Origin of the sequence: Hymenobacter armeniacus, assembly GCF_014699055.1 — a bacterium.
Classification (GTDB): Bacteria; Bacteroidota; Bacteroidia; order Cytophagales; family Hymenobacteraceae; genus Hymenobacter; species Hymenobacter armeniacus.
The window spans coordinates 174,168-188,027 of sequence record NZ_JACXAC010000002.1 but is presented as its reverse complement, the minus strand read 5'-3'; the positions used below and the strand labels follow the sequence as shown (position 1 = coordinate 188,027).

Annotated in this window: 9 protein-coding genes; 7 read left to right on the top strand and 2 right to left on the bottom strand. The window is 63.1% G+C overall.

Annotation, left to right across the window (positions count from 1 at the left end; genetic code table 11):
• Nucleotides 1-214: 214 nt before the first annotated feature.
• Nucleotides 215-1,462: a metallophosphoesterase gene (locus IC234_RS05240; protein WP_190922804.1), complete on the bottom strand. Its 1,248-nt coding sequence runs from the start codon at nucleotides 1,460-1,462 to the stop codon at nucleotides 215-217.
• 127 nt (nucleotides 1,463-1,589) lie between these two features.
• Here IC234_RS05240 and radC point away from each other — a divergent pair, with 127 nt between their 5' ends.
• The 4 genes from radC to IC234_RS05220 all read left to right on the top strand — a co-directional run bounded on the left by radC (nucleotide 1,590) and on the right by IC234_RS05220 (nucleotide 4,658).
• Nucleotides 1,590-2,324, top strand: coding sequence for a RadC family protein (gene radC / locus IC234_RS05235; RefSeq protein ID WP_190922803.1), 735 nt, complete (start codon nucleotides 1,590-1,592; stop codon nucleotides 2,322-2,324).
• 197 nt (nucleotides 2,325-2,521) lie between these two features.
• Complete coding sequence (locus IC234_RS05230; RefSeq protein WP_190922802.1) at nucleotides 2,522-2,938, top strand: hypothetical protein; 417 nt, start codon at nucleotides 2,522-2,524, stop codon at nucleotides 2,936-2,938.
• A 300-nt stretch (nucleotides 2,939-3,238) separates the two neighbouring features.
• On the top strand, nucleotides 3,239-3,667 hold the full coding sequence (locus IC234_RS05225) for a DUF4279 domain-containing protein (RefSeq protein WP_190922801.1): 429 nt from the start codon (nucleotides 3,239-3,241) through the stop codon (nucleotides 3,665-3,667).
• A gap of 214 nt (nucleotides 3,668-3,881) precedes the next feature.
• Nucleotides 3,882-4,658, top strand: coding sequence for an MBL fold metallo-hydrolase (locus tag IC234_RS05220; protein ID WP_190922800.1), 777 nt, complete (start codon nucleotides 3,882-3,884; stop codon nucleotides 4,656-4,658).
• 82 nt (nucleotides 4,659-4,740) lie between these two features.
• Here IC234_RS05220 and IC234_RS05215 read toward each other — a convergent pair whose 3' ends face one another.
• Nucleotides 4,741-7,194: a M1 family metallopeptidase gene (locus IC234_RS05215; RefSeq protein ID WP_190922799.1), complete on the bottom strand. Its 2,454-nt coding sequence runs from the start codon at nucleotides 7,192-7,194 to the stop codon at nucleotides 4,741-4,743.
• An 88-nt stretch (nucleotides 7,195-7,282) separates the two neighbouring features.
• Between IC234_RS05215 and IC234_RS05210 the strand changes: the two genes are divergently transcribed.
• The 3 genes from IC234_RS05210 (at nucleotide 7,283) to IC234_RS05200 (ending at nucleotide 13,698) form a co-directional block, all read left to right on the top strand.
• Complete coding sequence (locus tag IC234_RS05210) at nucleotides 7,283-7,894, top strand: DUF1684 domain-containing protein (protein WP_190922798.1); 612 nt, start codon at nucleotides 7,283-7,285, stop codon at nucleotides 7,892-7,894.
• Nucleotides 7,895-8,027: 133 nt separating this feature from the next.
• Entirely contained in the window at nucleotides 8,028-10,469 is a 2,442-nt protein-coding gene (gene pheT / locus IC234_RS05205) for a phenylalanine--tRNA ligase subunit beta (protein ID WP_190922797.1), read from the top strand.
• A 226-nt stretch (nucleotides 10,470-10,695) separates the two neighbouring features.
• The gene (locus IC234_RS05200; RefSeq protein WP_317173333.1) at nucleotides 10,696-13,698 is read left to right on the top strand and encodes a M16 family metallopeptidase; all 3,003 of its coding nucleotides are present in this window, start codon (nucleotides 10,696-10,698) and stop codon (nucleotides 13,696-13,698) included.
• The last annotated feature ends 162 nt before the right edge of the window (nucleotides 13,699-13,860 follow it).

Below are 13,860 nucleotides of genomic sequence, written 5' to 3'. Positions count from 1 at the left end.
ATGGGTTTGGGGGCGCTTTACGGCAATGGCCTGGCAGATGTTTCCTTCTCGCTATAGATAGGTATGCAAGCACGTCATGCGGAGCGGGGCAAAGCATCCTTTCGCCGCTGCACGATTCGTTGAAACGGCAGAAGATGCTTCGCTGCGCTCAGCACGACAATCGGCCAGACGCTTCGACTACGCGCAGCATGTAGCCTGCTTTTGCCAGCCTTCCCTACGCCCGACGCAGCTCAAACACCGTGATTTCGGGCAGGAAGCCCACGCGGCCGGGGTAGCCCAAAAAGCCCAGGCCCACGTTCACGTACAGCTTCTGGCGGCCCTGCTCGTAGAGGCCGGCCCACTGCTTGTAGGCATACTGCACGGGGCTCCACTTCAGAAACGGCAGGTTTAGGCCGAACTGCATGCCGTGGGTGTGGCCGCTGAGGGTGAGGTCGATGTCGGGGTAGTTGAGGATGTGGCTTTCCCAGTACGACGGGTCGTGCGAGAGCAGAATTTTGAAGGGCGCGTCGCCGCTGGCGGCGTGGGCCTTGGGCAGGTTGCCGTAGGTGGTGAAATTGAGGTGCGAGCTGCTGTTCTGAATGCCCACCACGGCAATTTTGTCGCCGCCGCGCTCGATGAAGTGGGTGGTGTCGTTGAGCAGCGTCCAACCAATTTTGGCGTGGTTCTGCATCAGGCGCTCCAGGTTCTGGCGCCATAAGGCGCGGTCGTCGCGGAATTCGGCCACGTAGTCGCCGTAGTCGTGGTTGCCGAGGCTGGAGAAAATGGGCAGGTCGGATTTGATTTTCGACAAGGCCGGAATGTGCGGCTCCACTTCTTCGGCGCGGTTGTTCACCAGGTCGCCGGTCATCAGGATGAGGTCGGCGCCCTGGCGGTTTATCATGGCCACGGCCCGCTCCAAGGGCTCGGTGGAGTTGAAGCTGCCGGTGTGCAGGTCCGAAATCTGCAGCACCTTGAAGCCGTCGAAGGCCGGCGGCAGGTTGGGGTATTTCAGCGTCACGCGGCGCACGGTGTAATCCGTTGCGCCCTTGGCCATGCCCCACAGCAGGCCAACGAAGGGAATGGCGCCCAGCCCCAGCGCCAGCTTGGCCAGAAATTCGCTGCGCGGCATGGCGTTGCCCGCCTCCCCCCCGGCCGGCTGCGTGGCCGAGCTCAGGGCCCAGCGGCCCAGCCGCACCAGGTCTTCGAGCAGCAGCGGAATGAGCATGACCATCTTGGCAGCCAGCAACAGCAGCGGCAGGCTCATGAGGTAGCTTTTGAGGACGGTGTTGCCGGTTTGGCGCGTGCTGCCGGCCCAGATGGCCAGCCACCACACCCCGCCCGTGAGCACCCAATAGCCTATCGACGCCCAGCGCCGCACGCCCGGCGAGGCGTGCTGCACCACCGTGTGCACCGCCTGATACCCATACCACTCAGCCAATACCACCCAGCCCAACACCAACCACAACACAAACGGATTTCGCATATTCTAACAACAGAGCGGAGAAAGCACCCGCTGCATAACGCAGCGGCGGCGCCCAAGTTTAAACGCGGCCCGCAGGCTTTTGCTTTACATTTAACAGACATTTTACCTTCTGCCACCTCCGCGCTGCATGGAACCACTTGACCCTCTGCCTTCTGCCGCCCCCTCCTACCCCACTCCCCCGGCCTCGGGCATCAAGAGTTGGGCCGAGGACGACCGGCCCCGCGAAAAGCTGCTGAGCAAGGGCCGCGCCGCCCTTTCCGACGCCGAGCTGCTGGCCATCCTCATCGGCTCGGGCACCACCAAGCTCACGGCCGTGGATGTGGGCAAGCTCATGCTGCAGGGCGTGGGCCACGACCTCAACGCCCTGGCCCGCGAAAGCGTGAAGCAGCTCTGCCGCCACCCCGGCATCGGCGAGGCCAAGGCCATCACGGTGGTGGCCGCCCTGGAGCTGGGCCGCCGCCGCAAAGAGGCCGACGCCGCGCCGCGCAACACCATCACCTGCTCGCGCGACATCTACAACCTCATGCGCCCGCACCTGCTCGACCTGCCGCACGAGGAGTTCTGGGTTATCCTGCTGAACCGGGCCAACGTGGTGATGCGCAAAACCGCCATCAGCCGCGGCGGCGTGGCCGGCACCGTGGCCGACCCCAAGATGATTTTCAAGGAGGCGCTGGAGCAGTTGGCCAGCAGCATCATTCTGGTGCACAACCACCCCAGCGGCAACCGCAACCCCAGCGGCGCCGACATTCAGCTCACCAAAAAGCTGAAAGAAGCCGGCAATTTCCTGGATTTGCCCATTCTGGACCACCTCATTTTTGCCGAGCAGGGGTATTACAGCTTCGCGGATGAGGGGATTTTGTAGTTGTGAATAGCTAGGCCACCGTTTTGATGAACGTGTATTGCGCGACACGCTATTGGTTGCCAAGCATACCTTGTGTCCGTACTATGCACCGCTCTGCTTCCGTAACCAGCTTTTCTTGGTCCCGCCCCCTTTTTTACGGCGGCTTATCGGTCGCCTGCTTGTTGCGACTGCTCGCTCCACGGAGCGTATCCTCAGATATGATAGCCTTTACGCTCGGCGCCTTGCTTGTGACGCTCGTCGCCGGGTTCCGGCTTGCCGTTCGCTATGCCCGACGACGCTCACTGGGCCAGGCATTAGGATACGGCGTGGATGGGCTACTGGCCTTTGGGCTGTATTTTGTAGCCTCGTCGTCGCTCGCAGAGGCCGGCGATACCGTGGATTTTTTCCTGCGCCGGCCGCGCTTGGAATTCCTCCTCCACAACGGGTCTTCGATAGAAAAGGGGGCGTGGCTTGATTCGACGACGTTCCTATGCCTGACCGGGGGGCAAGCCGGCAGCACTTGCTGGGGGTACGCCCACTCCACCACGGGCGAGAAACCACAGTGGGTTGGCAACTATACCTACTGGCACCACATGGACGGGCGGTGGTATCGGTGGGTTAGAAACGACTGGTAACGCAGATGAGGTCCAAAAAGGCCCCGCCGCTGGCGCGCGTCTGCGACGCGTTGCCTGATGGGGTCGAGCCTCTGGTTCAGGTGAGCGCCGTTTCAACGGCATTGGTTGTTCACCTGCGAGCCACAGGCTCGGTGCCAGTCGGCACGCGTCGCAGACGCGCGCCAGCAGCTGAAGGACTATGACACACCGACATTTACGATAAAGCCCTACAGGGGCACTTTCTTTCAAGTACCCCACCTTTCGCTACCCTGACTGTTTTTACAAACCTGTCGATTCCCCTACCCTGTGCAGGGCCTTATTATGAAAAACGAAATCGACCTGCGCCTGTGCTTCTGGGAAATTGAGGGTCTGCCCCCCGAGGCAATCACCGAAATGCTAGGCGTTGCACCCACCAAGGTGATGCGCCAAGGGGAGCCGCGGGGGCCCAAAGGCACGCGCGTGTGGCCCTACAACGGCTGGGTGTGGGAAGCCAGCGCCGACAAATCGGTTTCCTTTGAAGACCAATGCACCGCCGTGCTTGACCTGCTAGAGGCCCACCGCGACGCCGTGAAGAGCTTTTGCCACCGCTGCACGCCCGAGCTTTCCTGCGCCTTATGGGTATACGTCGACAACGGCGAAAGCACGCCCTCAGTCCATCTAAACACCCGCTACCACGCCCTGGCCAGCGAATTCAACCTCCGCTTTGACCTGGACCTCTATTGCATGCCCGACGGAGAAGCACAGGCGTGAGCCCATTTCCGAACCTCGATTCTCTTCAGTCACCTCATTTTTTTCACAAAGAGCCATTGTAATAAGAACACTCCGGGTGGGCAGTGCCTTCCTTCGTCTGAACTTGTGCGGAGCAATCGGGTTATGGTCACACTTTTTCGGCAGCAGTTCCTCCCAAAAGGCACGGCCACCGGAAAAATTTGACCACACTTCTCACTCAATCCACAAAAGACCGATGAAACTTACCCTCCTTCTGGCGGCCACGCTGGCAGCCTTCACCGCGCAGGCCCAGACGGCCGCCCCCGCGGCGCGCGCCGCCGCCGACCAGATTGCCACTAAAAAAGGCCCCCTCACGGTGCAGCCCATCACGCACGGCAGCGTGGTGCTGACCTGGGGCGGCAAAACCATTTACGTGGACCCCTACGGCGGGGCCGCCGCCTACACCGGCCTGGCCGCGCCCGATGTGGTGTTCATCACCGACATTCACCCCGACCACCTCGACCCCAAAACGCTGGCCGGCCTCTCCCTGGGCAAAGCCCTGATGGTGGTGCCTCCGGCGGTGGCCGAAAAGCTGCCGGCCGAGTACAAAAAGCAGGTGCGCGTGCTGCGCAACGGCCAGAAGCTCGACACGCTGGGCATGAGCGTGGCGGCCATTCCGATGTATAACCTGCCCGAGGCCGCCGACGCGCCGCACACCAAAGGCCGCGGCAACGGCTACGTGCTGGGGCTGGGCGGCAAAAACGTGTACCTGTCCGGCGACACCGAAGACATCCCCGAAATGCGCGCCCTCAAGAACATCGACGTGGCGTTTGTGTGCATGAACCTGCCCTACACCATGGACGTGAACCAGGCCGCCCAGGGCGTGCTGGCCTTCAAGCCCGCCATTGTGTACCCCTACCACTACCGCGGCCAGAACGGCCTGAGCGACGTGGCCAGCTTCAAGAAGCAGGTGAACGCCGCCGACAAGAAAATTGATGTGCGCCTGCGCAACTGGTACCCCGCGGCCCAGTAGTAGCGCCTGCAAAAACGCAAAACCGTCCTGCTGAGCAACTGGCTCGGCAGGACGGTTTTGTGTTTTTGCAGGCGCGCGGCGGCTACTTCGCGGCGTCGATGGCCGCGGCGGCCTGGTCTACCAGGCCGGCCACCAGCGCCGCGGTGGGCCGGCCGGCGTGCCGCTGCTGCACCCCGCGCAGCAGGCCCACAATGCGGCCGGCGTCGACATAGCGCTTGAATTCCACCGTCAGGTCCCGGATGCGGGCGATGCCTTCCGCAAGCGCCGTGGGGTCGTCGAGGCGGCCCAGCATTTCGCTCAGGCCGGCAAACATCTGGAACCGGCCGTTGGGGTCGGCGGCATCGTATTTAGCGCGCACCAGCGGCCACTGCGCCGTGCTGCCCGCCTGGCCATACACCAGCACCATGGCCCCGGTGAGCGGGCCCTTGTTGTCGGCCTCGAACGCCGTGGCGCGGGCCAGCGCCTGGGCCGGGCTCAGCGGCAGCAGCGCTTCCAGGGCCGCGGCCTGCACCCGGTACGAGCGGCTGCTCAGCGCTTTGCTAAAAAGGGGCGCGTAGCTTTTCTGCTTCAGCCCGCCCAGCGCCGCGAGGGCGGCGGCCTGCGCCTGCGGCGCGGCATCGGTGGCGGCCAGCTTCTCCAGCAGCGGTGTGGCGGCTTTGCGGAGGGCGGGGTTTCGAAGGTCGAGCACTTCCACGGCCATCTCGCGCAGGGCGGGCGATTTATCGGCCAGGCCGGCCAGCAGTATTTGCCGGGCCACGGGGTCGGCGGGCTGGGCCTGGGCGGCGCGCAGGGCTTCGCGGCGGTCGAGGTAGCGGGCGGCGTGGCGCTGCTGGTAGGCAAACTCGGCCAGCGGCTTGTGGTCGTCCTTCTGCCACACCAACACTTTTTCGGCGTCCACGTTCACCAGCTCGGGCTTGGCCGCAAGCGGCATGGTGAAGGTTTGGGTGGCCTCGGTCAGGGTCACGGGCTGGTGCTGCACCTTGCCGCCCACGTAGTAGGCGATGGTGAAAGGCAGGCGAAACGGCTGGCCGGCCTGGGTCTGCTTCACGGTCACGGACTGCACTTTCCGGGCCGCGTCCCAGGCGTAGTCAATCGTCACCACCGGATGCACCGCCCCGAAATACCATTGGTTGAAAAACCAGTTCAAATCCTGGCCCGAGGCTTCTTCCAGGGCCAGGCGCAGCTGGTGGGCCTCGCCGGTGCCGAAGGCGTTTTGCGTGAGGTAGCGCTTCAACCCCCGGAAAAAAACCTCTTCGCCGAGGTAGGCCCGCAGCATGTTCAGGATGTTGCCGCCCTTCTGGTAAATCACGGCGTCGAAGAGGTCGTCCTTGGCGGCGTAGCGCGGGCGCACCACCGGCAGCAGGAAGTTGGCCGGGGCGCGGAAGTAGGTGCGCAGGCTGAGGTCGGCCTGCTGGGCGGCGGCGTCGGGGCCGTACTCGTGCTCGGCCCAGAGGATTTCGCTGAAGTTGGCAAACGACTCGTTCACCGTCAGCTGGCCCCAGCTTTCGGCCGTCACGTAGTCGCCAAACCAGTGGTGAAACAGTTCGTGGGCAATTTCGCGCTCCACCAGCGCGTAGGGCCAGTCCAGCTGCTCGCGGGCCGAGCCCTGGGCGTGCTCGCCAAACAGCGAGGCCGTGGTGTTTTCCATGGCGCCGGCCACGAAGTCGCGCCCCACCACCTGGCTGTACTTGTTCCAAGGGAAGTCCACCCCCAGCCGCTGCGAGAAATATTCCAGCATGCGCGGCGTCTTGCCAAAAATGGCCCGGGCCTGGGCGGCGTACTGCGGCTCCAGGTAATAATTGACCTCCTTGCCGCGCCACGTGTCCTTCGTGATGCGAAAGTCGCCCACGGCCATCATGAAGAGGTAGGGCGCGTGGGGCTCGTCCATCTTCCAGGTATCGGTGCGCAGGCCGGGGGCGGTGGCCTCCTGCTTCACCAGCCGGCCGTTGCTGAGCGTGACGTACTTGGCGGGCACGGTCATCGAGATTTCCTGGGTGGTTTTTTGGTTGGGCTCGTCGATGGTCGGGAACCAGGCCGAGTTGGCGTCGGGCTCGCCCTGCGTCCAGATTTGCACCGGCTTGCCGGCCACGGCGCTGTCGGGGTTGATAAAATACAGGCCCTTGGCCCCGCGAATGGCGCTGCCGGCTTTGTCCTTCAGCTCGTCGGGCTTGGCCGTGTATTCTAGGTACACGGTGTAGGGCTGGCCGGCGGGCACCGGCTCCTTCAGGTGAATGAGGAGCTGTCGTTGGTTGTATTCGTACTTCAGGCTCGACTGCGCAGTGCCCTGCACCAGCGCCACGGTGGCGATGTCCATGCCCTTGGCATCGAGGCGTAGCGAGTCGGTAGCGGCGGCGTGGGGCTTGAGCGTGACCCACGCGCGGCCCAGCAGGTGGCGCTTGGGGTAATCGAACTCCACGGCAAGCCGGGTGTGCACCAAGTCGTTTATTTGTGGAGCGGCCGGGCGGTAGGGCGCGGGCTGCTGGGCGAAGGCCGGCGCGGCGGCCAGCAGAAAGAAGAGAATTCGTAGTGGTTGCATAAGGCAGAACAGGAGGGCCGAAGGTAGCGCGGCTACCTGATGCCGCCGGGCCCCGGCCGGTTGGCTGCCGTTGTTGAAAATGTCAAGCATGTTTAAAAAAATAGCCCTGGCGGCCGCCATCATCGGCATTATCCTCTACTCGATGAATGGCAGCAAGCCCGACGCCGGCGCGTATGCCGCCCGGCTGCGCAAAGCCCGCGCCGAGAAAAACCGCGCCTTCCGCCAGTCGCCCACCTCGCCGCTGGACTCCGCGCAACGGGCCGCCTTCGACAGCCTCAAGTACTACCCCGCCGATTTAACCCTGGTACTTGACGCCGCCCTCACGCGCAACGCCACCCCCGATACCGCCCTCATCCAGATGAGCGACAACCGCGCCGAGAAATACCTGCGCTGGGGCCAGGCCAAGTTTCGGGTCGACAACCAGGTTCAGCAGCTCGCGCTTTATCGCAAAGCCGACGGCAAAGATTCCACGCTGTTCATCCCCTTCACCGACGCCACCAACGGCCGCGAAACCTACGGCGGCGGCCGCTATCTCGATGCCCCGCTGCCGGAGCCTGACGCCGCGGAAATCCAGCTGGATTTCAACCAGGCCTACAACCCGTACTGCGCCTACAACAACGCGTACAGCTGCCCCGTGCCGCCGGCCGAGAATCGGCTGCGCGTGCCCATTGCGGCCGGCGAGAAGTCGTTTCACGAGTAACAACGGCACCCGAGTAGCGCAGCCCAGCCTTGCCCGCGCAACCGATTCACGTTTACGGAGCTTCACGGTGCGCCGTACCTTTGCCACGTCGTCAGCGGCCTGACAACTGACAACTAGCAACGGACAACTCATCATGCGCATTTCCCTCGACTGGCTTAAAACCCTCATTCCGACCGATAAACCTGCCGCCGAGATTGGCGCCTTGCTCACCGGCTCGGGCCTGGAAGTGGAGAGCATGGAGGAGCTGGAAAGCATCCCCGGCGGCCTGCGCGGCGTGGTGCTGGGCACGGTGCTCACCTGCGAGCGCCACCCCGACGCCGACAAGCTCAGCCTAACCACCGTGGACGTGGGCGACGGCACCGTGCGCCAAATCGTGTGCGGCGCCCCCAACGTGGCCGCCGGCCAGCGCGTGGTGGTGGCCCTCGAAGGCGCCGAGCTGCACCCCGCCCAGGGCGAGCCCTTCAAAATCAAGAAAAGTAAAATCCGCGGTGCGGCCTCGGAAGGCATGATTTGCGCCGAGGACGAAATCGGTCTGGGCCAGTCGCACGCCGGCATCATGGTGCTTGACACCGACCTGCCCAACGGCACGCCCGCCGCCGAGTATTTCGGCCTGGGCTCCGACACGGTGTACGAAATCGGCCTCACGCCCAACCGCGCCGATGCCGCCTCGCACTACGGCGTGGCCCGCGAGCTGCGCGCCCTGCTGCAGCAGCCCTGCCACTTGCCCGACGTGAGCGCCTTCGCGGCGCCGGAGTCGGCAGCAAACAATGTCAGCGTGGCGATTGAAGACGTGGAAGCGGCCCCGCGTTACGCCGGTCTGCTGCTCGAAAACGTCCAGGTAGGCCCCTCGCCGGAGTGGCTGCAGCGCCGCCTGCGCAGCATCGGCCTGAGCCCCATCAACAACGTGGTGGACGTGACCAACTTCGTGCTGCACGAGCTGGGCCAGCCCCTGCACGCCTTCGACGCCGACCAGATTACCGGCAACCGCATCCGGGTGAAGCGCGCCGAAGCCGGCGAGAAATTCGTGACCCTGGACGGCGTGGAGCGCAGCCTGAAAGCCGAGGATTTGGTTATTGCCGATGCCGATGGCGCGCCGATGGCGCTGGCCGGCGTGTTCGGCGGCCAGACCTCAGGGGTGAGCAACGCCACCACCCGCGTGTTCCTGGAAAGCGCCTACTTCGGCCCCGCCGCCGTGCGCCGCTCCTCCCAGACGCACCAATTGAAAACCGACGCCTCGTTCCGCTTCGAGCGCGGCACCGACCCCAACATGGTGCCCGTGGCGTTGCAGCGGGCGGCGCTGCTGCTCCAGGAAGTGGCCGGCGCGACCATCGCCGCGCCCGTGGTAGACGAGTACCCGGCGCCTGTGCAGCCGGCCACCGTGCGCCTGCGCCTGCCCCGCGTGGAACGGCTGGTGGGCCAGTACATCGCGCCCGAGCGCATCCGTCAGATTCTGACCGACCTCGACATTGACATCGACATCACCGAGGAAAACCTCGACCAAGGCGACCAGGCCACTTGGCTGCTCACCGTGCCACCGCACAAGGTGGACGTGACCCGCGAGGCCGACGTGATTGAGGAAATTCTGCGCATCCACGGCTACAACAACGTGGCGTTGCGGCCCAACAACTCCGCTTCCTTCTTGGCCCGCTTCCCGAACCCCGACCCGGAAGTGACGCGGGTGAAAATTGCCTCGCTGCTCAGCGGCCAGGGCTTTTCGGAGATTCTGACCAACTCGCTCACCAACTCGCAGTACTTCGAAAAAGAAGGCGAGACGGAGGCGTCGCTGGTGCGCATTCTGAACTACAACAGCATCGACCTGAACGTGATGCGGCCGACGCTGCTGCACTCGGGGCTGGAAATCATTCGGCACAACCTCAACCGCCGCCAGCGCGACCTGAAGCTGTACGAATTCGGCAAAGTGTACGCGCAGAACGAGAACGGCAAGTACCAGGAAAAGAACAAGCTGGTGCTGTACCTGACCGGCAACGCCACGGCCGAAACCTGGCAGCACAAGTCGGATAAAGCGGCGTTCCACGACCTGGCGGGCGCGGTGCAGCAGGTGCTGGCGGCGCTGGGCTTCGGCGGGGCGGCCTCGCAGCCGGTGCAGCACGCCTACCTGGCCGGCGGCCTCGCGCTGCTGGTGCACAACCAGCCCGTGGCCCAGCTCGGCGCCGTGTCGGCTTCGGTATTGAAAAAGATGGACGTGAGCCAGCCGGTGTGGTACGCCGAGCTGGATTGGGACGCCCTGAGCAAGAAATACAAGCCCACGCTCACGGCCCGCGAGCTGCCCAAGTTCCCCGAGGTGCGCCGCGACCTGAGCCTGGTGGTGGATGCGTCGGTGACGTTCGACCAGCTCCAACAGATTGCCCGGAAGACGGAGAAAAAGCTGCTACACTCCATCAACGTGTTCGACGTGTACGCCGGCGAGAACCTCGGCGCGGGCAAGAAGTCCTACTCGGTGAGCTTCACGCTGCAGGATTTCACCCAAACGCTCAGCGAGCAAGCCATCGACCAGGTGATGCAGCGGCTCATTCAGCAGTTTGAGAAGCAGGCCGGAGCCGTGATTCGGCGCTAATACCCGCCCCCCGCTCCGCCGAGCAGAGGCGCCACCATTCCCGGCTACCGGGAAAGGTGGCGCCTCTGCTGCTTCAGATGTTGCTGCAAACTTGTAATCGTTAGGCCGTATTTCCGATGCAGTCGTTGTGCGACAGCTGATGTTGCTGCCGCATGTGCGACGGCGTTGCTAAGTTGCGGTCTGATTTCAACAATTTTTTCATAAATCACCACCTTTTTTTGCAAGGATGAACCTAAAACTATTGTCTACTCTGAGCTTGGCGCTGGCCACTACCGCCGGCTTTGCCCAGCAAAAACCCGCCAGCAAAGCCGCCAAGGCCCCTACCGCCAAAACAGCGCTAATGACCACGCCCGGCGGCACCAAGCTGGTGGAGAAAGTGACCAAGCAGCCCGGCCAGCTCGTCATTCCCTACGAGAAGTACGTGCTGCCCAACGGGCTGACGCTCATCGTGAGCGAAGACCACTCCGACCCACTGGTGCATGTAGACGTGACCTACCACGTGGGCTCGGCCCGCGAGCAGATTGGCAAGTCGGGCTTCGCGCACTTCTTCGAGCACATGATGTTTCAGGGCTCAGACCACGTGGGCGACCAGCAGCACTTCAAGCTGGTGACGGCCGCTGGCGGCTCTCTGAACGGTTCGACCACCGAGGACCGCACCAACTATTACGAAACCCTGCCCAGCAACCAACTCGAAACCGGGCTGTGGCTGGAGGCCGACCGGATGGGCTTTCTGCTAGATGCGGTGAGCCAGAAGAAGTTTGAGATTCAACGCTCCACGGTGAAAAACGAGCGAGGCCAGCGCGTAGACAATGCTCCGTACGGACAGGCCAGCGAAATTATCAGCCGCACGCTTTACCCCTACGGCCACCCCTATTCCTGGTCAGTCATCGGTTCGTTGGAAGACCTAGACCGTTCGAACGTGGACGACTTGAAGAATTTTTTCCTGCGCTGGTACGGCCCCAACAACGCCACCCTGACCGTGGGCGGCGACGTGCAGGCCGCCCAGGTGGTGAAGCTGGTGGAGAAGTATTTCGGCAGCATCAAACGCGGGCCGGCCGTGGCCAAGGCCAAGTACCCCGCTCCCGTGCTCGCCACCGACCGCTACGTGAGCTACGCCGACAACATCCGGTTCCCGATGCTGCAAATGGTGTTTCCGACGGTACCCGAAGGACATCCTGACAACCTGCCGCTGACCGCCCTGGCGCAGATTCTGGGCCAAGGCAAGAACTCGCTGCTCTACAAAAACCTGGTGAAAAACCAGAAGGCGGTGGTGGCCCTATCCTACCAGCAAGGCTCAGAGCTGGGCGGCCAGTTCAATTTCGTGGCTCGCTCGTTTCCCGGCAAGGGGCTCGACAGCTTGGAGGCCACCATGCGCAGCACCATGGCCGAGTTTGAGAAGCGAGGCGTGAGCGACCAAGACTTGCAGCGCTTCAAGGCCCAAACCGAAGCCCAGGTGGTGAACGGCTTGGCCAGCGTGAGCGGCAAAGTGAGCCAGCTGGCCGCCAACCAAACCTACTTCGGCAACCCTAACTACCTCACCGTCGAAACCAGAGAGCTCAAGGCCCTGACCAAAGCCGATGTGCAGCGCGCGTACGACAAATACCTGAAAGGCAAGCACGCCGTCATCCTGAGCGTCATTCCCAAATCGGGCGGCGTAGCGGCGGCCAAGCCCGATAACTTCACCCCCGACAAGGCGGGCTACGTGGCGCCGAAAGACGAGTATGCTGGATTGAAATACGTGAAGCCCACCGACAATTTCGACCGCAGCAAGCAGCCCGCTTCGGGTGGCAACCCGGTGGTGAAAGTGCCGGCGCTGTACCAGGAAACCTTGGCCAACGGCCTGAAAATAGTGGGCACGCGCAACACCGAGATTCCGGCCGTGACCATGCGCCTCACCCTGCGCGGCGGCCATCGCCTGGAACAGGGCATGCCCGAGAAAGCAGGCATTGCCCAACTCACGGCCAGCTTGCTGAACGAAGGCTCGGAGAAGTACAGCAGCGAGCAGTTTTCGGCCGCGCTCGACAAGCTGGGTTCGCGCATCAGCGCCACCGCTGGCGACAACGAAACCACTGTAAACGTGCAGAGCCTTACCGCCAACCTGCCCGCCACGATGGCCTTGCTGGAGCAGCGCCTGCTGCACCCCCGCTTCGATGCCCAGGACTTTGCCCGCCTAAAGAAGCAGCAACTGGAAGCCATCGGCAACTTTGCCACCCAGCCGGGCGTGATTGCCGACCTCACCTACAACAAGCTCCTGTACGGTAGCAGCAACATCGCTGGCACGTCGGTGTTCGGCACCACCGCCTCGGTGAGCAGCCTCACGCTCGACGATGTGAAGGACTTCTACAACAAATACTACGTGCCCAACGTGAGCTACCTCGTGGTGGTGGGCGACGTGGACCAGAAAACACTGAATTCGCAACTAGGCTTCCTGAAGAATTGGGCGAAGAAGGACGTGACCATTCCGGCCGACGTGGCCAGTGTGCAGCCCGACAAAACCACCATCTATTTCGTGAACAAGCCCGGCGCGGCCCAGTCCGAAATCCGGGTTGGCTACCTCACCGACATGAAGTTTGACGCCACCGGCCCTTACTACCGCGCCGGCTTGGCCAACTTCCTGCTCGGCGGCGCCTTCAACTCGCGCATCAACCTGAACCTGCGCGAGAACAAGGGCTACACCTACGGCGCCAACTCGGGCTTCCGGGGCACGCGCTACGCCGGCCCCTTCACGGCCCAGGCCGGCGTGCGCGCCGATGCCACGGCCGCGTCGGTGAAGGAATTCATGAGCGAGATTCGGAACTACCAAAACGGCATTTCCGACGAGGAGCTGGCCTTCTTGCAAACCTCGGTGGGCCAGAGCGATGCCCTGAAGTACGAAACCGGCCAGCAGAAAGCCGGCTTCCTCTCGCGCCTGGTGGAGTACGACCTCGACCCGACCTACGTGAACCAGCAAACCGAAATCCTGAAAGGCCTGAAGAAGGAGGAAGTGCAGGCCATTGCCAAGCAGTACCTGCCGGCCGATAAGATGTACATCGTGGTGGTGGGCGACGACAAGCAGTTGCCCGCGCTGCAAGCCCTGGGCTACCCCGTGGTGCAGCTCGACTTGGAAGGCAAACCCGCGGCCGCCGCGGCCCCGGTGGCTGCGCCAACGGCGCCCGTCGTGGACGACAAAATGAAAGAGAAGACTGAAGACGGCAAGCTGAAGGTGAAGACCAAGAAAGCCAAAAGCTAGCCCGTTCGGCTACACTTCAAAGCCTGGAACGTCGTGCTGAGCAGAACGAAAAACATTCGTTTTGTTTGGCACGACGTTTTCGTTTGCCCCTTTTGTCGGCAGGCGCAGGTGTTTCTACGCCATTTGTAAATCAAGTATTTATACTTGATTACAGCAACTGAA